Source organism: Pedobacter immunditicola, assembly GCF_037482985.1.
GTDB lineage: Bacteria > Bacteroidota > Bacteroidia > Sphingobacteriales > Sphingobacteriaceae > Pedobacter > Pedobacter immunditicola.
Genome location: NZ_JBBHKC010000005.1, coordinates 1 through 23,056, shown reverse-complemented (window position 1 = coordinate 23,056; position 23,056 = coordinate 1). Strand labels below are relative to the sequence as shown.

Annotated in this window: 18 protein-coding genes and 1 tRNA gene; 6 read left to right on the top strand and 13 right to left on the bottom strand. The window is 40.3% G+C overall.

All coding sequences use genetic code 11. From position 1 onward, the window contains the following. Positions 1–77: 77 nt before the first annotated feature. Positions 78–689, top strand: a complete 612-nt coding sequence (locus tag WG905_RS09540) for a hypothetical protein (RefSeq protein ID WP_339591492.1) — start codon at positions 78–80, stop codon at positions 687–689. A gap of 365 nt (positions 690–1,054) precedes the next feature. On the opposite strand, the gene rpsJ is transcribed toward WG905_RS09540, so the two are convergent. From rpsJ to WG905_RS09515, 5 genes are all read right to left on the bottom strand, one after another. Further along, entirely contained in the window at positions 1,055–1,360 is a 306-nt protein-coding gene (rpsJ, locus tag WG905_RS09535) for a 30S ribosomal protein S10 (RefSeq protein WP_008244591.1), read from the bottom strand. A 76-nt stretch (positions 1,361–1,436) separates the two neighbouring features. After that, the gene (gene fusA / locus WG905_RS09530; protein WP_339591491.1) at positions 1,437–3,551 is read right to left on the bottom strand and encodes an elongation factor G; all 2,115 of its coding nucleotides are present in this window, start codon (positions 3,549–3,551) and stop codon (positions 1,437–1,439) included. A 17-nt stretch (positions 3,552–3,568) separates the two neighbouring features. After that, on the bottom strand, positions 3,569–4,036 hold the full coding sequence (rpsG, locus tag WG905_RS09525) for a 30S ribosomal protein S7 (protein WP_339591490.1): 468 nt from the start codon (positions 4,034–4,036) through the stop codon (positions 3,569–3,571). Positions 4,037–4,051: 15 nt separating this feature from the next. Then, a complete protein-coding gene (gene rpsL, locus WG905_RS09520; RefSeq protein WP_109926363.1) occupies positions 4,052–4,465 on the bottom strand; it encodes a 30S ribosomal protein S12 in 414 nt (137 codons plus the stop codon). 554 nt (positions 4,466–5,019) lie between these two features. Continuing rightward, entirely contained in the window at positions 5,020–5,244 is a 225-nt protein-coding gene (locus WG905_RS09515) for a VF530 family protein (RefSeq protein ID WP_339591489.1), read from the bottom strand. Between the two features lie 36 nt (positions 5,245–5,280). Between WG905_RS09515 and WG905_RS09510 the strand changes: the two genes are divergently transcribed. Beyond that, positions 5,281–5,919, top strand: coding sequence for a DUF8465 domain-containing protein (locus WG905_RS09510; protein ID WP_339591488.1), 639 nt, complete (start codon positions 5,281–5,283; stop codon positions 5,917–5,919). Between the two features lie 21 nt (positions 5,920–5,940). Here the strand turns inward: WG905_RS09510 and WG905_RS09505 are convergent, their stop codons facing one another. From WG905_RS09505 to WG905_RS09490, 4 genes are all read right to left on the bottom strand, one after another. Next, positions 5,941–7,845, bottom strand: a complete 1,905-nt coding sequence (locus WG905_RS09505) for a glycoside hydrolase family 43 protein (protein ID WP_339591487.1) — start codon at positions 7,843–7,845, stop codon at positions 5,941–5,943. 118 nt (positions 7,846–7,963) lie between these two features. Continuing rightward, positions 7,964–9,934: a M1 family metallopeptidase gene (locus WG905_RS09500; RefSeq protein WP_339591486.1), complete on the bottom strand. Its 1,971-nt coding sequence runs from the start codon at positions 9,932–9,934 to the stop codon at positions 7,964–7,966. 90 nt (positions 9,935–10,024) lie between these two features. Continuing rightward, positions 10,025–10,765 carry a hypothetical protein gene (locus WG905_RS09495; RefSeq protein ID WP_339591485.1) on the bottom strand — a complete coding sequence of 247 codons (741 nt, stop codon included), beginning with the start codon at positions 10,763–10,765 and terminating at the stop codon, positions 10,025–10,027. 78 nt (positions 10,766–10,843) lie between these two features. Next, on the bottom strand, positions 10,844–11,194 hold the full coding sequence (locus WG905_RS09490; RefSeq protein ID WP_339591484.1) for an arsenate reductase: 351 nt from the start codon (positions 11,192–11,194) through the stop codon (positions 10,844–10,846). A 142-nt stretch (positions 11,195–11,336) separates the two neighbouring features. On the opposite strand from WG905_RS09490, the gene WG905_RS09485 reads away from it, so the two are divergent. The 3 genes from WG905_RS09485 to WG905_RS09475 are packed head-to-tail and all read left to right on the top strand — an operon-like array spanning position 11,337 to position 17,269. Continuing rightward, positions 11,337–14,810, top strand: a complete 3,474-nt coding sequence (locus WG905_RS09485; protein WP_339591483.1) for a response regulator — start codon at positions 11,337–11,339, stop codon at positions 14,808–14,810. A 2-nt stretch (positions 14,811–14,812) separates the two neighbouring features. Continuing rightward, the gene (locus tag WG905_RS09480; protein WP_339591482.1) at positions 14,813–15,649 is read left to right on the top strand and encodes a CheR family methyltransferase; all 837 of its coding nucleotides are present in this window, start codon (positions 14,813–14,815) and stop codon (positions 15,647–15,649) included. Positions 15,650–15,664: 15 nt separating this feature from the next. Continuing rightward, positions 15,665–17,269 carry a response regulator gene (locus WG905_RS09475; protein WP_339591481.1) on the top strand — a complete coding sequence of 535 codons (1,605 nt, stop codon included), beginning with the start codon at positions 15,665–15,667 and terminating at the stop codon, positions 17,267–17,269. A gap of 2 nt (positions 17,270–17,271) precedes the next feature. Here WG905_RS09475 and pth read toward each other — a convergent pair whose 3' ends face one another. The 4 genes from pth to WG905_RS09455 form a co-directional block, all read right to left on the bottom strand. Further along, positions 17,272–17,832 carry an aminoacyl-tRNA hydrolase gene (gene pth / locus WG905_RS09470; RefSeq protein ID WP_339591480.1) on the bottom strand — a complete coding sequence of 187 codons (561 nt, stop codon included), beginning with the start codon at positions 17,830–17,832 and terminating at the stop codon, positions 17,272–17,274. Between the two features lie 113 nt (positions 17,833–17,945). After that, positions 17,946–18,524 (bottom strand): 50S ribosomal protein L25/general stress protein Ctc, encoded by a 579-nt coding sequence (locus WG905_RS09465; protein ID WP_339591479.1) that lies wholly within the window; start codon positions 18,522–18,524, stop codon positions 17,946–17,948. Positions 18,525–18,638: 114 nt separating this feature from the next. Next, positions 18,639–19,580 (bottom strand): ribose-phosphate pyrophosphokinase, encoded by a 942-nt coding sequence (locus tag WG905_RS09460; protein WP_339591478.1) that lies wholly within the window; start codon positions 19,578–19,580, stop codon positions 18,639–18,641. A gap of 76 nt (positions 19,581–19,656) precedes the next feature. Further along, positions 19,657–19,727: transfer RNA gene (locus tag WG905_RS09455), tRNA-Gln, on the bottom strand. A gap of 248 nt (positions 19,728–19,975) precedes the next feature. On the opposite strand from WG905_RS09455, the gene WG905_RS09450 reads away from it, so the two are divergent. Next, positions 19,976–23,011 (top strand): glycosyltransferase family 117 protein, encoded by a 3,036-nt coding sequence (locus tag WG905_RS09450; RefSeq protein WP_339591477.1) that lies wholly within the window; start codon positions 19,976–19,978, stop codon positions 23,009–23,011. The last annotated feature ends 45 nt before the right edge of the window (positions 23,012–23,056 follow it).

Below are 23,056 nucleotides of genomic sequence, written 5' to 3'. Positions count from 1 at the left end.
GTACAAATATACCATCTGCATGGCAAACACAATAAAATTAAAATATTAATGTTAAATTAACAGAACAATACCAAACTATGAAAAATTTTATGCTACCCTTTATCGCCGTGTTATGTTTTATGCTCACCTCACAAAGTCTCCAGGCACAAGACAGCACGAAAGTTGACCCCACCCTTTCAGGTCAATACAAATTGATGCTTAGCAAGTCAAAAAACTTCAATGGCTCTAAATTGGTTAATCCAAACCGGTTAACCGGTTTCTGGAGAAGCGTTAGAGATACCTTGAATTCTGAACGCAAGGAATTGTATAATGCACGTGCTAAAATTAATGCCCAGCAAAAAACAATTGTAGATCTTAAAGAATCAATTGACACCAAAGAAAGCGCATTAAACACTTCTAAGGCTAAATTAGATGAAATTAGCTTCATGGGTATCTCATTCAGCAAATCAAGCTACAATAGTATTGTATGGACAATCATCATCATACTTGGTCTTACATTGGCCGTACTGATCATCCGTTCAAGAAAACTACTTTATGAAGCTAAGTACAGGTCTGGCCTATACAATGAAATTTCTGAAGAATATCAGAAATACAAAGTAAAGACCAATGAAAAAGAGAAAAAATTAGCTAGAGAGTTGCAGGATGAACGCAACAAATTTGAAGAATATAGAAGTACTGGAAGGTATTAATCAAAATACGTATTCATAAAAAAGGCTGTCTCCGGACGGCCTTTTTTGTGAGTAAAATTCCACAACGCTGTTTGTAGCTATATATTGTAGATCAGACATCAATATAAAATATAGCTTTACCATAGAAGCACTCATGGGCGACCGGACACTCAGCAAAGGTTAAATTTCTTTTGCTTACTCAGCGCTGAAAAAGACTGGAAAGTGCTGGAGGAGGTTAAAAAGCACACCCATAACGACACCTTCCCGGATTTGTACAGGTATTGATAAATTCGTGCGTTAACATTGTTCGCCTCAGTGAATTTCACCTGGCTAAATAAAAAAGGCGCTCCATTGCTGAAGCGCCTTTTTTATAAATGGAGTATCAATTAAACTTTAATTTCTACTTCAACACCGCTAGGCAATTCAAGTTTCATTAAAGCATCAACTGTTTTTGAATTAGAGCTATAAATATCTAACAAACGTTTATAGGCACACAATTGAAATTGCTCTCTTGCTTTTTTATTCACGTGTGGTGAACGCAAAACAGTAAAGATTTTCTTTTCTGTTGGCAACGGAATTGGTCCGCTAACCACTGCACCCGTAGGTTTAACAGTTTTTACGATTTTTTCAGCAGATTTATCTACCAAATTATAATCGTACGATTTTAATTTAATTCTGATTCTTTGGCTCATCTTATTTTATTTAAGGCTGCCTGTTAGAGCTATTAATAACAGGCAACCGGTTTATCTATTTTTATAACCTGAAGAATTAATCCCCAGACTTAACTTTACCTTTTGCTTTGGCAATTACTTCTTCCTGAACGTTTTTAGGAGCTGGCTCATAATGATCAAATTCCATAGTAGACGTTGCACGACCAGATGTAATTGTACGTAACTGCGTTACATAACCAAACATCTCAGAAAGTGGAACTAATGCTTTAATTACCTGAGAACCAGCACGTGTGTCCATACCTTGCAGTTGACCACGACGACGGTTTAAGTCTCCCATAACATCACCCATGTTTTCTTCCGGTGTAAGCACTTCAATTTTCATGATAGGCTCCATTAATACCGGTTTACATTTAGGTAAAGCTTCACGGAAAGCAGAACGAGCGCAAATCTCGAAAGATAAAGCATCTGAATCGACTGCGTGGAATGAACCATCAATCAAACGAACTTTCATATCAGGAAGCGGGTAACCAGCAACAACACCATTAGCCATCGCTGCAGCAAAACCTTTTTCTACTGAAGGGATAAATTCACGAGGAATTGAACCACCAACAATTTCATTAACGAATTGCAATCCACCTTTTTCAAAATCTGCATCGATCGGCGATATAATAACCTGGATGTCTGCGAATTTACCGCGACCACCAGTTTGTTTTTTATACGTTTCACGGTGCTGTGTTGTACCTGTGATAGCCTCTTTGTAAGCAACCTGAGGAGCTCCCTGGTTAACTTCCACTTTAAACTCACGTCTTAAGCGGTCAATAAGGATATCTAAGTGAAGCTCACCCATACCAGAGATAACAGTCTGGCCAGTTTCCTGATCAGTTTGTACCCTGAAAGTAGGATCTTCTTCAGCAAGTTTACTTAAGCCAACACCTAACTTATCAATATCAGCCTGAGTTTTAGGCTCAATAGCTAAACCAATAACCGGCTCTGGGAAATCCATTGACTCAAGAACGATTGGGTTTTTCTCATCACATAGTGTATCACCAGTTTTGATATCTTTAAAACCTACAACCGCAGCAATATCACCAGCACCTACATTAGGAATTGGGTTTTGCTTGTTTGCATGCATTTGGAAGATACGGGAGATACGCTCTTTGTTACCAGAACGTGCGTTGTACACATAAGAACCAGCTTCAAGGTTACCTGAATAAACACGGATAAAGCATAAACGACCAACGAAAGGATCTGTTGCAATTTTAAATGCTAAAGCTGCAAAAGGCTCTTTTTCACTTGGTTGACGAACAACTTCTTGTTCTGTATCTGGGTTGATACCTGTGATACCTTCAACGTCCATTGGTGATGGCAATAATTCCATCACATAATCAAGCATGGTTTGTACACCTTTGTTTTTGAAAGATGAACCACAAACCATAGGTACAATTTTAGCATCTATAACAGCTTTACGTAAAGCATCTAAAACTTCACGCTCTGTAATTGTTTCCGGAGCATCGAAGAATTTCTCCATCAATGACTCATCATAATCAGCTACAGATTCAAGCAATTTCTCTCTCCATTCAGCAACTTCATCCAACATGTCTTCTGGAATCGGTACTTCAGTAAAGGTCATTCCTTTATCGTGCTCATTCCAAACGATACCACGGTTGTTAATTAAATCAACAACACCTTTAAAGTCATCTTCACCACCAATTGGTAATTGCAATGGAACGGCATTACTGCCTAACATATCTTTAACCTGTTTAACAACTTTCAAGAAATCTGCACCTGAACGGTCCATTTTATTCACGAAACCTATACGAGGCACGTGATAGTTGTTGGCTAAACGCCAGTTGGTTTCAGATTGAGGCTCTACACCATCAACTGCTGAAAACAAAAACACCAAACCATCTAACACACGTAACGAACGGTTTACCTCTACGGTAAAATCCACGTGTCCCGGTGTATCAATGATGTTCATATGGTATTTCTGGCCTCTGTAATTCCAATCTACGGTTACAGCTGCAGAAGTGATGGTGATACCACGTTCCTGCTCTTGTGCCATCCAGTCTGTTGTCGCAGATCCTTCGTGGGTTTCACCCAGCTTGTGACTTACGCCAGAATAGAAAAGAATACGCTCAGTTGTTGTGGTTTTACCCGCATCAATGTGAGCCGCAATTCCAATGTTTCTTGTGTATTTTAAATCTCTTGACATTTTATTATGATTCTATTTTAGAAACGGAAGTGGGAGAAGGCCTTATTAGCCTCAGCCATTTTATGTGTATCTTCTTTTTTCTTAACGGCTGCACCTTCACCTTTAGCTGCTGAAACAATTTCACCTGCTAATTTTTCTTTCATGGTTTTTTCACCACGTCTGCGAGCGTAAGAAATTAACCATTTCATGCCTAAAGCAATTTTACGGTCAGGTCTTACTTCTGTTGGTACCTGGAAATTTGCACCACCTACACGACGAGATTTAACCTCTACAGCAGGCATAACGTTATTTAATGCGCGTTTCCACATTTCTAATCCATTCTCACCAGCTTTTTTCTCAGCAAGTTCAACTGCATCGTAAAAAATAGAATAAGCGATAGATTTTTTTCCGTCGTACATCATATTGTTTACAAAACGGGTCACCTGAACATCGTTAAATTTTGGATCAGGAAGGATAATTCTCTTTTTTGGTTTCGACTTTCTCATTTTTGTTCCTCCTAATTATTTCTTTTTACCTTTTGTTGGTGCCGCAGCCGCTTGTCCTGGCTTAGGGCGTTTTGTACCGTATTTTGAACGACGTTGGTTACGTCCAGCTACACCGGAAGTATCTAATGCTCCACGAATGATGTGGTAACGTACTCCTGGTAAATCTTTAACACGACCACCACGAATCAATACAATGGAGTGCTCCTGTAAATTGTGACCTTCACCTGGGATGTAGGCGTTAACCTCTTTACCATTGGTTAAACGTACACGGGCAACTTTACGCATTGCTGAGTTTGGTTTTTTAGGGGTAGTGGTATATACACGTGTACATACACCTCTTCGCTGTGGACAGCTGTCCAACGCAGGAGACTTACTCTTGAACTCCAGTGCTACTCTACCTTTTCTAACTAATTGTTGAATGGTTGGCATTGTTTTTTATTGGTTTTCTATTAAAATTTAAAAACTTTACCCCTAATAAAGGGAATGCAAAGGTAAGAGAATACAATTTATAAATCAAGCACTTAATGAATAAAATTTGCTTATGATTCGCCGTCTGGAATATTTGCCCGAAGAGGTCAAACAGTCCTAGGTCGGCTTGCCATAAGCAAATTTTCTCCGTGTAGGGAGGAGGAGATGTTATGTTTTTTGCTTTAGCAGGTTTGGTTATTTGATTGGTGCTTTAGTTGGTTACTTTTTGGTTGGTTAGGCTGGTTGTTTTATGATGCTCTAGCAGGTTATTTTTCGGCTGTTTAAACTGGTTGCTTAATGCGGTTATTGATTGCCTGTCCATTTTTGAACCTTCCTGGTTTAAGACTAGCGTCAAGTGCAGGTGAAACCATACTGAGACAACCATGCATGCGCGGTGTGTCCACCCTTTGTTCGGCAAAACGTAGATTCACTGTGGACTCATGGTGGACTCACTGTGGACTCACCATAGGCAGTCGACAAGCCCTCGGTCAAACTGCGACTAAAAAAGGAAGGGATTAATGAAAGGTATCCAGGTATAGTTTTTCCACTTTTTTTCTTGCCCAGTCGGTTTTGCGTAAAAATTTCAGGCTTGAATTAAGTGTGGGGTTGTTGTTGAAACAGTCTATACGCACCAGTTTGCCCATTTCCGGCCATCCGTAATGCCAAACCAATTGCTTTAAAATAAATTCAAGCGATTTACCATGGAGGGGGTTATTCACTTGTTCTCTTATTTTTTCCATAGTGTAAAATTAACAAGTAATAACTAAATTTGATGTATGCAAGTAAAATTAGGTGATTTTGTTCGTTTTGTCGACGAGAATATTGAAGGTTATGTTACCCGAATTATTGATAAAGACATGATCGGTGTAACCGATGCTAATGATTTCGAAATACCTGTGCAGGCTTCGAAAGTTACATTGGTATATGGAGAGATGTCTAATGACAGCGAAGTGGTTAAAAACAAAACGCAAGTGGCCGTGCCTGAAGCGGAGTTCATCAAAGAAGGTGTGTACCTGGGCCTGGTGAGCGACCAACACAGTAATGTAATCGCGCATTTCCATTTGGTGAATGATACTTCCTACCAGTTTTTGCTGGCTTTCAGTTCTGAAAAAGGAGATCACTTCAGAGGGGAATTTGCGGGTTTCATCCCTCCTCATGCTGCAGTTAAAATCTTCTCGGCAAATATGGGCGATATTCAATTATGGCCTAAATTCAGGTTGGAAGCGCTTTATTATACGCCTGCTAATGTAGAACCGAAGGCTCCGCTGCTATTTCATCAACAGATCAAGGGTAAAGATTTATCGGTAGCAAAAACTGAGATCGCCCTGCTCAAACAAAAAGGCTGGTTAATCCGGTTAGATACTCCTCCTGCTGTTTTAGATGCTCAAAAATTAAAGGAAAGCTTTTTTAAATAATACTGCTTAACGGCAGCCCTGTTACCTGATTCCTTCCAGGGTCGGTATCACTTTCTGAATTTGTCCGTCTGCATCAAATTCCAACTTATCAATGCATACTTCGCGATGGTAACCCGCCGCAGTCCCCATTTTTATTCCATGGGGAACGGCAAAGCGGTGGTAAACGATATACCACTCATCGGTGCCCGGAACCTGGATCACACTGTTATGTCCTGTGCCATAAATCCCTTTTTCAGGGCTTTTCTCCAGGATGAGGTTGTTAGCTGCGATCGTGATTTTACCAAGTGGCGAATCGGCTGTGCCATACCTTACACGGTAATCCTCGCTCCGGGTATCATTTTCCGACCATAAAAAGTAATACTTGCCCTTGCGGTAAAACACCTCGGCGCCCTCTCTAAAGGTCTTATCCGGCGTGATGACTTTTAGCGTGGAGCGATCAATCGAAATCATGTCGGGCTGCAGTAAAGCACCCGCCAAGTAACCATTACCCCAATATAAATAGCTTCTCCCGGAATTCGGATCTGTAAATACGTCAGGATCTATTTCCTGTCCACCGGTATGGCCTTCCGGCTTTTCTGCAATAAGCGGCTTACCGCTATCTACAAAAGGGCCGGTTGGATGATCAGCCACCGCCACACCTATTTTCTGCGCTGCCGTGAAGTAATAGTAATATTTATACTTTCCTTGCACTTTCTTTTCGGCGATGGTTGGTGCCCAGGCATTTTTAGCTGCCCAGCTTACCTGCTGAGGTAAATTAAGGATCAGTCCTTCGTCTTTCCAGTTTACCAAATTACCTGAGGAAAATGTTTTAAAGTAGGTGCCACTCCAGCCCGTAAAACCATCACTCGTAGGATACAGATAATATAAACCCGTTTTTTTGGAATATAACACTTCGGGATCAGCATAAAAACCTTTCAGGACAGGGTTATGGTCACCTCGCCTGCGCAATGGCTGTACTGGTGTTTTGAAGCTACCAAGGGTATCCCAATATTGTTTCAGCCTGCTGGCTTCGTCTTCGCTGATCGTCATGATTGTACCGTGCCGCGGATGAAAATCCATAGACACTTTTTCATCAATTATTTTGAAATTTTCCAGGTCATTACTTTCCGTAAACTGGTAGCGCCCTTTGGTATAAACATCATACATCAAAATGTAGTTGCCGTTATGGTGTTTGAAAATCCCGGCACCTTCCACGGGGTCTGTCGTTTGCTGCAAATACTTATCCTCAATCACATAGCCGGAAGTAAGTTTCGACGAAACCGCCTTTTTGATGCCATTACCCGAACCTTCAGTTTTGAAAAACAAGTGGTATTGTCCGTTCTTAAAAATGATGTCACCGTCAATACAGGCCTGGTTATTCGAGCTGAACAACAATTGCCGGGGTTCAGTTTCTAAACCTGTAAAATCTTTATTGGCATAAGCGTAATAGATGATATCCGGCCCATCACCGAAACGCATCGACCAGTACAACATGTACTTTTTTACCTTCGGGTCATAAATAGTCTGTGGTGCCCAAACCCGGTTAACATCTTTAAACGCCACAAAGGTTTTCGGAATATTTACCTGCTGCGCTTCCCAGTTAATCAGGTCCGTTGACTTCATCATCACTAAACCATAGTTTGGTCCCCAGTCATACTTAGCTACCTGCATATCGGTCGCTACCATATAAACGGTCTTCCCATCTTCTCCACGTAAAATATGTGGATCACGCACACCACCGGTCACACTAATAGCTTCCGGGTTTAACACCGGTTCATTGTTGTTCAATGCTTTATAGGAATAACCATCATCGCTGAGTGCAAAACGGATGGCTTCTTCGCTTGGGCCATTGCCAGTAAAATAGGCAAACAGGTAAGCAGGTTTTTCAGCGCTTTGCGCATTCACCTTTTGTACTAAAACTGCCATGATCAATAATAATAGTCTCATATTTCGTCTTCTTTATTCGCCTGTCTGATGGTGTATCAATATAGTAAAAAAAAGGCTTCTGGTTTAAACCAGAAGCCCTATTAATTTATTCAAGAATTCGATATTCAGTTTTCGATTGTTATTTCTTCCAGCTGTTATTCGCCGGATTGACATCAGGCAAAACCTTATCTGCATCGATCACCACAGCAACCACTTCTTCATTCGTTGGGTAGTGCACTGTCCATACTTTATTACGCATCCAAACATCCACAGGAAGTTTCAGCGTATCTTTTTTTCCGCCTTTTAAAGTAATCGTTAACAGTACGGGCATCGGCAATTGCTCCAGGTTGGCTACTTCAATATTATAACCACGGCTTTCGGAAGTAGAAGCTGTAACGCTGTTAATGGCCTGGTCCATCTTCCAGTTTTCCATGAACCATCCTCTCCAGAACCATGATAAATCCTCGCCGGCGCCATTTTCCATCGCGCGGAAGAAATCCTGCGGGGTTGGGTGTTTATAAGCCCACTGCTGGATATAAGTTTTAAAGGCATAATCGAAACGGTCAACGCCCAAAATCTGGTTTCTCAACAAATCCATGCCCATACCTGGTTTTGCATATAAGTTAATGCCTATATTCTGTTCACGCATGGCATCCGGTGCCAGCATCACATGTTCAATTTCAGGTTTTGCAAGAAATTTTGCTACCATGTGCATGTCTAAAGAGTTTTCTTTGTATTCACCATTGTTAAATGCTGCAGTAGACAGGCCATTGATAAATGTATTTAAACCTTCATCCATCCATCCGAACTTCCTTTCGTTACTGCCAACAATCATCGGGAACCAGGTATGTCCGAATTCATGGTCTATAACACCCCATACATTACCTTTTTTAGCTTTCCATCCACAGAAAACAATACCTGGATATTCCATTCCACCCTGGTTCGAAGCAATATTTACAGCCATCGGGTAAGGATACTCAAACCATAATTTAGAATAATGTTCCACGGAGGCCTTCACGTATTCAACACCACGACCATAAGCGTCATCACCATTGCTTTCTACAGGCTGTGCTGAAACTGCAATGGATTTTTTGCCGCTAGGCAGGTTAATACGGGCTGCATCCAATACGAAAGCTTTTGAAGAAGCAAAAGCGACATCACGTGTGTTTTCCATCCTGAACTTCCAGGTCAACCTGTCTTTTGAGGGACGGGATTTGGGATCTGTTACTTCTGCCGCTGTGCGGATCGACACTTTTTTATCACTGTTTTTAGCAGCATTCCAGCGCTTCAGCTGTTCAGCCGTAAATACTTCCTGAGGGTTCAACAATTCACCGGAGGCCATCACAATATGGCTTGCAGGTGCATTAACTGTAAAATCGACATCGCCAAACTCACAATAAAACTCACCGGCGCCCCAGTAAGGTAAGGTATTCCAGCCCACAACATCATCATACACACTTAAACGAGGATACCATTGCGCAATCGTATAAATCTCTCCATTTTGGGTAGTCAAATGGCCCATCCTGTCTGAACCGTTGATCGGAATGACAAAGGAGAAATCCATTTTCATGGTGATCTCACCTCCATTGGCGGCTAGAGGCTCTGCCAAACGGATTTGCATACGCGTATCTTCTATCAAAGAGGTAAAGTTTACGGCTTTATTTTTTTGTGAAACTGCTAAACCCTTAATGGTATAACCACCATCAATTTTTTCGCCACGTGAACCGTAGCGGCTGCCTTCGGGTATTAACGCGGCACCCCTGGAGTCTTTAGCAAACAGGTTTTGGTCAAGTTGCAACCAGATAAAAGGTAAATGATCAGGACTGTTGTTCTTATAGGTAATCGTTACCGAGCCGGTAACCATGTTTTTTGTATCGTCAAGGTTTGCGCTGATGTTGTAATCTGCGCGGTTTTGCCAATATTTTGGCCCTGGATAACCACTTGCAGAACGGTATTCGTTTCCATTTTGTGTATAAAACAAAGGATTGAAGGCGGCATGAGGATCGTAATTGCTTTCAGACGAGCTTGTTGCCTGTTGTGCAGAGCTGTTAAAACTTAAGGCACATAATAAAATTATAGCACCAAAAGGCTTAATAAAAGAGATATTCATATAAAATAATAAGGGTTATGTTGATAAGGATAAAAGTATCAAATTCAATGATACTTCTATACGATGTAAACATATTTCACATTAAAATGATTAATCCTGAAGATTCAGATTTTGCATTGGTGGTTGTTTGCGCTCGTGAGGGGCTAATTTCAGCCATTTTTGATGGGCCTGCGCAATGTAATAGGAATAATTAAATGGCCTTTCGCTTTTAATCAGGGCAACAGATGGCCGGTACATGTTAATAAAATCTTTTAGTTCCTGACCAGTCAGCTTGATCAACTCATGAACCGTTTTCTCGTTAAAATTAGCCTGAATTTCGGTTTCATAAGCATCCCGGGCTTCCAGCTTTTTGATTTTCTCCTGCTCGCGCCGGTACTTACCGTAGCCCAGGGCAAATTGTAAGCCTCCGGCCCTGTCTGTATTTTCTTTACCTTCTATCCCATCGGTACTGATTCTTTTGCTCTCCTCAGCATTAGGATTTTTGAGATCAAGGTAAGGAGAAAGTTTGGTATCAACGATTTCTACTTCTTTCAGGCTCATTGAATTAGCTGGAAGGTAAATGGTTTTTGGTTTAAGGTCTACCAGGTACAAGGTATCCACATGGTAACCAACCAGTGTAAATTCAAGCAGATCACCTTTATTGGCAGCGATGGTGAATTGCCCCGTGGCTTTTGTAACTGCAATTTGTTTGTTGCTCAGGTTTCTGACTGCTACTTGCTGTAATGGAAAAGTCTTGTTCTCAAAATCATAGACTGTTCCGCTAACATTCCCCTGAGCAAGCATTTTGAACGGCAAGACAACAAAGAGGAACAATATCAGTTTTTTAACCATGGCCAAATTTACTATACTTCTAGGATCTACTTCCTAATTTAACAAAATTTAACATGAATAGTTTTATCCAGGACTGGCCTAAACGCCCAAATGAGCACTATATTGCGCTTCGTTAAACCCCAGTAATATGGCCCTGCCCTTTTGTTCAATAACGGGACGTTTGATAGCACTAGTATGTTTCAATAATACAGCAATAGCCGTATCCTGGCTGGTTACTGCAAGTTGTTCTTCCGCACTCAGCTTTTTCCAGGTAGTCCCTTTTTTATTAAGTACATTTTCCCAGCCGAAGGCATTGCACCATTCGTCAAGCTTTTCAGCCGTGATTCCCTTTTTCTTGAAATCATGAAATTCATAACTAAAACCTTTTTCAGTTAGCCAGATTTGTGCCTTTTTTACTGTATTGCAATTTGGTATTCCGTAGATAATCATCACTGCAAATTTATACTAAAATTTAAGCAAATACACTTAAGGTTTACAAGATTATCCTTCTAAGACTTAAAAAATTACGGAATTATTATATAAAAAATTTATACACTATATTGTCCCTTGTCATCTTATATAGCATTGTTATATGTTTAAATTCTCCTTCAAACAGCAAGTCATTACGGGCTTTGTTGTTTCCTTAGCATTTGTCCTGGTATCCGCTATTACTTCCTATTTAAGTATAGAATCAGTTAAAAAAGATGAAGGCTGGGAACACCATAGCCAAGATGTCATTAACCATGCTACATTGATCAATTCACATTTGACTAATGCAGAGACCAGCATGAGGGGTTTTTTAATAACCGAAAAGCCGTCCTATCTTCAACCTTATAACCTTAATATCGAAGAGATTGCACCAACTTTAAGAGAACTTAAAGCCTTAGTTAGTGACAATCCGGAGCAACTTCTAAGAGTTGATTCCCTGGAATTTTATGTGACTAAGAAACTGCTCATTATGCATGAAACTTTGGAGGCTTATAAGTCAGGTAAAAGCGCAGCAGCAATAAACATCCTTCGAACCGACAAAGGGGAGTCATACATGGATCACATGGACCGGATTACCGACCAGATCACACAAGAGGAAAACATGATGCTTGTTGAAAGAATAAAAGTTAAGGAAGAAAGCGGTAAGAGAGTCGTCTTTATTGTATTAGGAAGTGCGCTCATTAACTTCTTCTTGTTTATACTGTTGTTTTCTTATATCAAGCGCACATTTGAGGAACAAAGGAAGAAAGAGACACTCATCCGGAAAACTAATATAGAGCTTCAAAAATTGTCATCTGAAAACAAACAGAAAAACCGTTTGCTCTCGGGGCTTGCCGCCATTAACGATGCAATGCGTGGAGAACATGAGCTGGAAGATCTCTCCAGCCTGGTGATTAAGGAAATATGTAGTTTCGTTGCAGCGCCGGTAGGTGTGTTTTTTTTAGCAGATAAAAAAAATCAAGTGTTGAAGCAAAGCGGAAGTTATGCTTATCAGCAACAGCAACTCAAGGAATACTATTTTGGTGAGGGAATGTTAGGGCAAGCGGCGCTTGAAATGCAAAATAAATTGATCACGACGGCAGGTGATGAGGATCTTAACATTAGAACAGGCCTGGTAAACATGCCACCAAAATATATTTACCTCTGCCCGGTGGTATTTGAAGGCAAAACGCTAGCTGTAGTTGAACTAGGGTTAAATGATGCTCCAGACGAGGCCACAATTGCTTATCTGGAAACGATTGAAGAGAGTATTGCCGTAGCCATTAACAGTACCAATGCCCGGATCAGTCTTCAGCTTCTTTTTGAACATACACAACAACAAGCTGAAGAACTGGAAAGTCAGCAGGAAGAACTGCGTACAACCAATGAAGAATTGATGTACAAAACTGATCAGCTGCAAGCGTCAGAAGAGGAATTACGTGTGCAACAGGAAGAATTAAGGCAAAGCAATGCAGAGCTGGAGGAAAAAAATCTTTCCATCAATGAGGCAAATGAAGCCATTAGTTTGAAGGCAGAAGAACTGGCCTCTACTAACAAATATAAATCAGAGTTCTTGGCCAATATGAGCCATGAATTAAGGACACCTTTAAACAGCATTTTAATTTTAGCCAGGATTTTAAGAGACAATAAACCTGATAATTTAAATGATGAGCAGGTGAAATATGCCGGTGTGATTCACAGTGCAGGCAGTGACCTGCTCACGCTGATCAATGACATTCTTGATTTGTCTAAAATTGAGTCCGGAAAGATTGATTTGAAAATCGAATCGGTGAGCCCTGCTGAAATTAAACAGAATATGGAATCGCTGTTTAATGAGTTGGCCAAGAGTAAGGCAATAGTATTTGATGTGCAACTGGCGCATGATCTGCCAGAAAAATTAGTGACGGACCTTTCACGTATGGAGCAGATTATCAAAAATCTGTTGAGCAATGCCTTCAAATTTACACCGGCCCAAGGAGAAATCACTTTAGCGATCTCCAGGGCTAAAGCATCACAAAGATTTTTTAGAGAAAAACTGAGCGAAGCTGACGATGTTGTTGCCATTAAAGTTAAAGATTCTGGCATTGGAATTCCTGAAGACAAGCAAAAACTAATATTTGAGGCCTTTCAGCAGGCCGATGGTTCTACCAGCAGAAAGTACGGCGGCACCGGTCTGGGCCTGTCCATCAGTAAAGAACTTGCCCATATTCTGGGTGGGGAAATCCAGGTGGAGAGTTTACCAAATACGGGCAGTACTTTTACGCTGTTTATTCCGGCAACCTTCCCTCAATCTGTAGAAACAGAAGAAAACACAATCATAGAAGAAGCTTTAGCTGCTGCTGCGATAAAGTCAGCTTTCCCGATCATTTCGTCGACCAACAGGGAAGAGAAACTGCCGGCAGATAAAAATGGGAAGGTGCTTTTAATCGTAGAAGATGATGTGGTATTTGCAGAAGTACTGAAAGATTATGCACTGGAAAAAGGTTTTCAACCGCTGATGGCCTACCAGGGAGACATTGCCCTGGAAATGGCAATAGAGAAACTCCCTGATGCCATTATCTTAGATATCATGTTACCGGTAATGGATGGCTGGACGGTGTTGAAAAACTTAAAGAGTAATGTGCATACACAGCATATTCCTGTACACATGATGTCGGCAGGTGATGAAAGAACGGATAAAGCGCAGCATGAAGGTGCCATCAGTTTCCTGAAGAAACCAATAGCAAAAGAGCTGCTTGACCACACTTTCGACTCCATTTTGGATCAGCATTCGAAATACAATTTCAAAACCGTTCTCCTCATTGAAGATCAGGAACTGCAAAGCAAATTGGTTAAAGACGAGCTGCTCAGCAAAGGTATAGAGGTTGAACAAGCATTTAGTGGTGCCCAGGCGATGGAATTACTACAGATAAAGGCTTTCGACTGCATTATTCTGGATTTAAGGCTACCTGATATTTCTGGTTTTGATCTGTTGGATAAGATAAAGGCACAGCCTGCCTATGCCAACATTCCGGTAGTGATCAATACGGCAATGGAATTAGATCAGGAGAAGATGGCTCATATCATGAAACATTCGGAAGCGATGGTGTTAAAATCCATGAAATCTAACAACAGGCTGATTGATGAAGTAAGCTTGTTTATGAATAAATTAAAAAAGGAAGACAAACTGCTTTCGCCACAACTGAAAAGCCCAAATAACAATCATGCCCTGACACTGGAAAAAGCATTTCTGGATAAAACTGTTTTGATTGCAGATGATGATATGAGGAACATTTTTGCTTTATCAAGCGCCTTACAAGACTACAACCTCAATATTGTGGTTGCCAGCAATGGCAGGGAAGCGATTGAAAAACTGGAAGGCACAACAAATATAGACCTGGTATTGATGGACATCATGATGCCAGAAATGGATGGTTATGAATCCATGCGCAGCATCAGGCTGAAGAAGGAATTTGCTAAACTGCCTATCATTGCATTAACGGCCAAGGCCATGAAAAATGACCGGGAAAAATGTATCGCAGCTGGTGCAAATGATTATATTTCTAAACCAGTGGATATCGATAAATTATTGTCAATGATGCGTGTCTGGTTAAGCTAAATATGGAACAACCATTAGATAATCTTCCTGAAGCCATTAACTTTGATGAATTGCGGCAATTGGTGCACCTGGTTAATCAGGTTTATGGTTTTGACTTTAATGATTATTCGGGGGCTTCTTTAAAAAGAAGGGTCACCAGATTGATGCAATTACACAAGCTAACTTTGTTTGATCTGCGGACTTTGCTCACCAATAATCCAGCATTTTTTGAATTATTCTTGAAGGAGATAACGGTCAACGTGACAGAAATGTTCCGTGACCCAGATTTTTATAAGTCGGTTAAAGCGCAAGTCATTCCTTACCTCCGCTCCTATCAGCATATTAAAGTGTGGAATGCAGGCTGCTCAACCGGAGAAGAACTTTATTCTTTTGCCATCCTGTTTACTGAAGCCGGTCTTTATGATAAAGCCTTCTTTTATGGAACTGATATCAACACCGATGTTTTGGTTCAGGCAAAAAGCGGGATTTATGATTTGCAAAAGATGAAATATTATGCTGAAAACTATGCGCAAACGCATCTAACCCAAACCTTATCCAATTACTATACCGCGAAATACGATGCAGTAACGATCAATCATTCTTTAAAGAAAAATATCTTATTCTCGGTACATAACCTTGTTTCGGATGGTGTATTTAATGAATTTCAATTAATATCATGTCGAAATGTACTTATTTACTTTAACCAGGATCTTCAGCAGAAAGTAATTGACCTATTCTATAATAGTTTAGCTAATTTTGGCTTTTTGTGCCTGGGCTCTAAAGAGACTTTGAGAAGTTCAGAATTAAAAAAATTTAAAGTAATTGATAAGAAAAATAACATTTATCAAAAAATAGCCTAACAGAACACCACACAAATGACACATCATATACAGGAGAAAATTAATCTGTTAATTGTTGATGACCGGCCAGAGAACATCATAGCGCTAGAAGCACTTTTGCAAAGAGATGACATTAACCTAATCACGACCACTTTACCCAATGAGGCTTTACGTATTTGCTGGGAAATGGATATTTCTATAGCCTTAGTGGACGTACAAATGCCAGGAATGGATGGTTTTGAGTTGGTAGAAATTCTCAAAAGCAATCCACGCACAAAAGATATCCTGATCATCTTTGTTACTGCGATATCTATGGAAACCAAGTACGCGGTTAAAGGATTGAATACCGGAGCCGTAGATTACTTATACAAGCCTTTAAATCCTTATGTCACTTCTGCTAAAGTTGATTCTTTTATTCAATTTGTGCGCAATCAGCGTAACATTAAGCGGAAGAATAAGGAACTGGAGGCTTATCAGAAAGAGCTCATTGAAGCTAAAGAACTTGCTGAACAGGGAAAAAGGGCTAAAGAAAGTTTCCTTGCAAACATGAGCCATGAAATCAGAACACCGATCAATGGCATTGTGGGCATCGCTTCCTTGTTAAATAACACCGATTTAACCGATGAACAACGAGAGATGATCAAGTTATTGGAGATCTCCTCGCAATCTTTGCTGGGGCTGATCAATGATATTTTGGACCTCTCGAAAATTGAATCTGGAAAGTTCAAAATTACAAGGTCAGAAACCGATCTGATCAAAAATTGTAATTCTGTGATCAACCTGTTAAAAATCCGTTCCAAGGAAAAAGGACTTGACTTAATTACAGAATTTGACGAAGAATTGCCTGAACTAATTATGGCAGATTCATTAAGGCTCAATCAGATTTTAATGAATCTGCTTGGCAATGCTATAAAATTTACGGCAACAGGCACTGTCACCCTGAAAGTAGAGGTTTTGGACCGCAAAGGAAACAACCTTCAGCTCCGTTTCTCTGTGGTGGATACTGGAATAGGGATTGCAGAGGAAAATATTGACAAAATATTTGAAACTTTTGAACAGGCAGAGGACCATACCACCATTAGGTACGGCGGAACCGGACTGGGTTTATCGATTGTAAAGAACCTGGCTAAACTTAAAGGTGGCTTACTAGAGGTACACAGTGAAGAGCAAAAAGGCAGTACATTTTGCTTTACCAACTGGTATGAGGTGATGCAGACTAAGAGAATAGCACCGGAAAAAGATAAAGTGTCCTTTTTTCCTTTTGAAAATGTAAGGATACTGGTGGCAGAAGATAATCAGATTAATAAATTTCTGATCACCAAAATACTTAAAGGCTGGAACGTAAACATGGACCTGGTGGATAACGGCCAGGAAGCCTTGGATAAACTAAAGGATAACGACTACGACCTGATTTTAATGGACACCTTTATGCCGGTGATGAATGGCCTGGATGCCATCAAGCTAATCAGGAACGGCTATGTCAGCGGAAAAGAAAATATTCCCGTGATAACCTTCTCGGCGGCGGTGATGGAACAGGATATGAAAACGGCCATTGATGCCGGGGCTAATGATGTGGTGAGCAAACCTTTTGAAATGGCTGTACTTTATCAAAAGATAAGCTCATTTGTTAAAAGAAAATAATATTATTTGTTAAAGGAGGTCATTGTTAGCGGCGCGCCAATGGTAACCAGGCTTTGAATTAAATTAATGCTTTTGTCGATAAGGGCAGGCAGTTCCGGCTGCTCATCCTTGTCGAAGGGTGACAATACATAATCAATTTGCCGTCCTTTTGAGAAGTTTTCATCAATACCAAACCGCAGGCGAGGGTAGTTTTGTCCGCCACAAATGTCTTCAATACTTTTTAAACCGTTATGGCCGGCACTGCTGCCTTTTAATTTCAACCTTAATTTACCGAATGGCAGGGCAAGGTCATCAACCAACACCAGAATATTCTCCAAAGGGACCTTCAATTCATGCATCCAGTAATTAACAGCTCTTCCACTTAGGTTCATGAAGGTAGTAGGCTTAATGACATGCAGTTTCCTGCCCTTATAAGTAACTTCAGCATAATAGGCCAGTCGCTGGTTAGAGAAAGTACCACCAAGTTGTTTAACCAGCTCATCAGCAATATCAAAACCAATGTTATGTCTGGTATGTGCATATTCAGGTCCTATATTTCCTAAACCTACGATCAGGTATTTCATGTGAGTTATTTGATAGATTTTAAATAGATGTTATCAGGCAAAGGTAATGGTTTTAAAAAAGAAAAGCAGCACTGAATGAACAGTACTGCTTTTCTTCTACAAAGAGATAGTGATTATTTCTTACCGCCTATTTGTTCTGCTTGTTTCAATGCTCTTGACATACCTACAGATACGATAGTATCTTCAGCTGTGTTAGTCACTGCATAAGCACCTTTTTCAAGGTCACGAACACGGAATAAGTTACCTACTTCTAATTTAACAATACTTACTTCAATAGCCTGAGGCATATCTTTAGGTAATGCTTTTACACGAAGTTTACGTAATTTCTGAACCAGTTTACCACCCATTTTAACACCTGGAGAAACTCCGGTTAATCTAATAGGAATCTCCATCAAAATTTCTTTAGTTTCATCCAACTGAAGAAAATCTACGTGCAATAACACGTCGGTAACCGGGTGAAATTGTAATTCTTTAATGATGGCTTTCGTTTTTGTACCGTTAAGGTCAATTTCTACGAAGTTAGCTTCAGGTGTATAAATTGCATCTTTAAGCTCAGTTGTTACTACAGCAAAGTGTACTTGATCTTTACCACCATACAATACTGCAGGAACTTTACCTTCATAGCGAAGTCCTTTAGCATCGCGTTTCCCTACGTTCTCTCTAAGAGAACCGCTAATTGCGATTGTTTTCATTTTTTTTGTTATTTGATTTTTAATTGTAATGAAGCTATCATAGGCTTTTATTCAGCTGTTTGTAAGCTGTAAGCTTTGATGGTTTCATTTTACTTATTTATTTTATTATTAATATTAAACTTGAAAAAGTGCACTGATAGAACCGTGTTCATTTACATTGGCAATGGCCTTTGCGAATAATTCAGCAGTACTCAATACCCTGATTTTAGGACTTGCGTGTTTTAACGGAATGGTGTCGGTAACAATAAGTTCTGAAAGCTTTGAATTTTCAATGGTTTCATAAGCTTTTCCCGAAAGCACCGCATGGGTACAAACCGCTCTTACACTTTTTGCACCTTTTTCCATAATTAGATCTGCAGCTTTGGAAAGCGTGCCGGCAGTATCACAAATATCGTCAATCAAAACAATATCCTGTCCTACTACATCACCGATGATGGACATTGATTCAATTTCATTGGCTCTTTTACGGCGCTTATCGCAAATCACCACCTCTGCATTAAAGAATTTAGCAAAAGAACGTGCACGGTAAGAACCGCCCATATCAGGTGAGGCAATAATCAGATTCTTGAGTCCTAAACTTTTAATGTACGGAACAAAAATAACTGAAGCATCCAGGTGATCAACAGGGACATCGAAAAAAGCTTGTATTTGAGCAGCATGAAGATCCATGGTCATGATACGGTGGATTCCCGCAGCCTGCAATAAATTGGCAACCAATTTAGCACCTATAGCTACACGAGGTTTATCCTTCCTATCTTGTCTTGCTAAACCGTAGTAAGGGACAACAGCAGTGATGTAATGCGCGGAAGCACGTTTCGCAGCATCAATCATCATGAGCAGTTCTATCAGGTTATCATTTGGCTGACAGGTAGACTGAATGATGAATACATCAGATCCTCTAACAGTTTCTTCATAAAAAGGTTGGAATTCGCCGTCACTAAACCGGCTTAGGGTAGATTTCCCCAGGGGTCTGCCGTACTCGTCGGCAATTTTTTGCGCTAATTCTTTTGTACCTGTTCCCGCAAAAAGTTTAATCGGATTGAATTGCAAAGGCATGACTGAATGGTATCAATGCTGGGTTAAATAAAAAAAATTCGGATCGCGGCATATTCGCAATCCGAATGTAGTTATGTTGCCCGACCAGGATTCGAACCTAGACAAACGGTACCAAAAACCGTTGTACTACCTTTATACTATCGGGCAATCTTTCTGTTTAAAAGGGTTGCTTTGAAACGGAATGCAAATCTAAGCACATTTTCCAGAACTGCAAACACAAAGTGAAAAAACTTTCACTTTTTTGTTTAACACATTTATTTTCAGGCTGATTATTTATTACAAAGATATTTCACTTAGTTAAATTTTGTTAAAGCCTTCCATATTTATACTAATCTCGAACTAATTCTTTATTTTCGGCTGCATTTAGTACCTCAACTTTATTCTATTTTAATTAAATGAATTATTCGAAGATAAATAACATTATTGGCTGGCTCTGCTTTTTCGTTGCCACGTTTACTTATATATTAACGCTGGAGCCGAACGTCAGTTTTTGGGATTGCGGAGAGTTCATAGCCTCTGCATTCAAAATGCAAGTGGTACACCAACCTGGTGCACCCTTATTTTTAATGATTCAACGTTTCTTCTCTTTACTGGCAGCAGGTGACGTCACTAAAATTGCTTACTTCATGAACGTAGGTTCTGCCGTAGCCAGTGGTGCAACGATCATGTTCCTGTTCTGGACAATCACGGCCCTTGCTAAAAAATCTATCGTTAAAGCGGGTGAACAAATATCTAAAGCCAACCTGGTTACCATTTTTGGTGCCGGTCTGGTAGGTGCCTTAGCTTATACCTGGTCTGATACTTTCTGGTTCTCCGCAGTTGAATCTGAGGTTTATGCCTTATCATCCTTATTTACCGCTATCGTTTTCTGGGCAATACTAAAATGGGAAGCCAGTGCCGATGAGCCGCGTGCTGACAGGTGGTTGTTGTTTATCGCTTATATCATGGGCCTTTCCATTGGCATTCACCTGTTGAACTTATTAACTATTCCTGCCATTGCCTTTGTTTATTATTTCAGGAAAACAGCTAAGCCAACAAATGCCGGTATTTTCAAGACTTTCTTCATAGGAATCCTGATCCTGGCGGTCATCCAATATGGTATTATCCAATACCTTGTTTCTTTTGGTGCTTATTTCGATCTTTTCTTCGTCAATACCTTAGGCCTTGGTTTTGGCAGTGGTGTCATCGCATTTGCGCTTTTGGTGATCGGTGGCCTGGTGTGGGGCATACGTTATTCCATCAAACACCAAAAAAAGATTTTAAACCTTGCCCTGCTTTCTACAGTGCTGATTATTTTCGGTTACGGCTCTTTCGCCATGATCATTATCAGGGCTAAAGCCCACCCCAACTTAAATAACAGCAACCCGGATAATGCTTTCTCATTTTTAAGTTATTTAAACCGTGAGCAATATGGCGACAGGCCATTATTGTTTGGCCCTAATTACAATTCAGAAAAAATAGGCCTTAAAGAAGGTAAAAACATTTATAGAAAAGGCGCCGAAGATTATGTGGTTGCCGGAAAGAAAACTGATTATGAATACGACAAACTGACTCCATTTCCAAGGATGTACAGTGATGACGAGCGTCATGTTTCTTATTATAAAGATATGATGAACCTGGATGATTCTAAATTTCCAAGTTTAATAGATAATACGGGTTTCCTTTTCAAATACCAGATCGGGAATATGTACATGCGTTATTTCATGTGGAACTTTGTTGGCCGGCAAAATGATGACCAGGGCCAGGGAAGTTTGTATGAAGGACAATGGTTGAGTGGCGTCAAGCCTGTTGATGCATTAATGCTGGGAAACCAGGAGAATCTTCCACCTTCCATTGTAGAAAGCAATGCCTATAACAGGTTCTTCTTCTTACCTTTAATTATTGGATTATTAGGTGCAATATGGCATTTTAAGCGGAACCAAAAGGACGCAGGCATCGTTGGCTTGCTGTTCTTCTTTACCGGTATCGCCATTGTATTATATTTAAATCAGAAGCCATTGGAGCCAAGGGAAAGGGATTATGCGTATGCGGGATCCTATTATGCCTTTGCCATCTGGATAGGCTTCGGGGTATTAGGGCTGAAGGAATGGTTGTTTAAGAAAATTAACGCCACCAACGCAGCCATTGGTGCAACTGTTATCTGCATGCTTGGTGCGCCGGTATTAATGCTTGCCCAGGGATGGGATGATCATGACCGCTCTGAGAAAATGGTTGCACATGACATTGCAGTTAACTATCTTGAATCATGCGCTCCCAATGCGATCTTGTTTACCTACGGTGATAATGATACCTACCCATTGTGGTATGCTCAGGAGGTAGAAAACATCAGGCCGGACATTCGTTTGGTTAACCTAAGTTTGTTTGATACAGACTGGTATATCGATGGCATGAAGCGCAAGCAGAATGAATCTGCCCCTCTTCCACTGACCATGACCAAGGAACAATATGTGCAGGGTATAAGGGATGTAATGTATTACCAGGATTATAAAATTGAAGGATCTGTGGAATTAAAAACCATAGTAGAACTTCTTTTATCGGAAAATGATGCAGATAAAGTTCCATTGCAGAATGGTACCAAAGAAAACTTTATTCCTACCAAGAATTTCAAAATCACGGTTAACCCTGAGGATGTGATTAAGACAGGTACTGTATCTGCTGCGAATGCAGACAAAATTGTTCCTGCTGTGGAATGGACCTATAACAAAGGTTACGTAACTAAAGGAACACTTGCCATGTTGGATATCCTGGCCCATAACAATTGGGAAAGACCAATTTATTTCGCCAGCACTGTTCCTTCCGAGCAATTCAATGGCCTTGACAATTATTTATACAGTGAAGGAATGGCTCTACGCTTATTGCCATTAAAAATGGATACTGCTGCCACTTCCAGAACTGACCTGGTGAATACGCCGGTATTATACAACAACCTGATGAATAAATTTTTGTGGGGTAATGTGAAAACAGCTTCTTACTTGGATACACAATCAGCTGATGATATTTCCATTTTCACCAACCTTTTCAATACTTCTGCATCCAGCTTGATCAAAGAGGGTAAAATGGCAGAGGCTAAAAAAGTCGTAGACAGGTATTATGAAGTGATGCCGGAAAAATTCTATGGCATGCGTTCCATGATGGGTACCTATTTCATGGCGGAGAACCTATACAACCTGAAGGATACGAAGAGGGCGAATGCTTTAATTGAAAAAGCTGCCGACTATATTCAAAAAGAACTGACTTATTTAGCTGATGTTTCGGAAAGTAAGCAACGCTTTGTTGGCGGACAAAATGTGCAGTTAGGCATGTCGTTCTTAAACCAGATGGCTCACACTGCAGAACAGCATCAGCAAACAGCGTTGAGCAAGAAACTACAAAGCCAGTTTAGTGCACTAGAATCCAGATTTGCTGCATTTTTCCCTATGGAAGGCAACTAAGTTCGAAAGTATCAAGGCACAAAAAAGCCTGTCGTCATGTTTAAA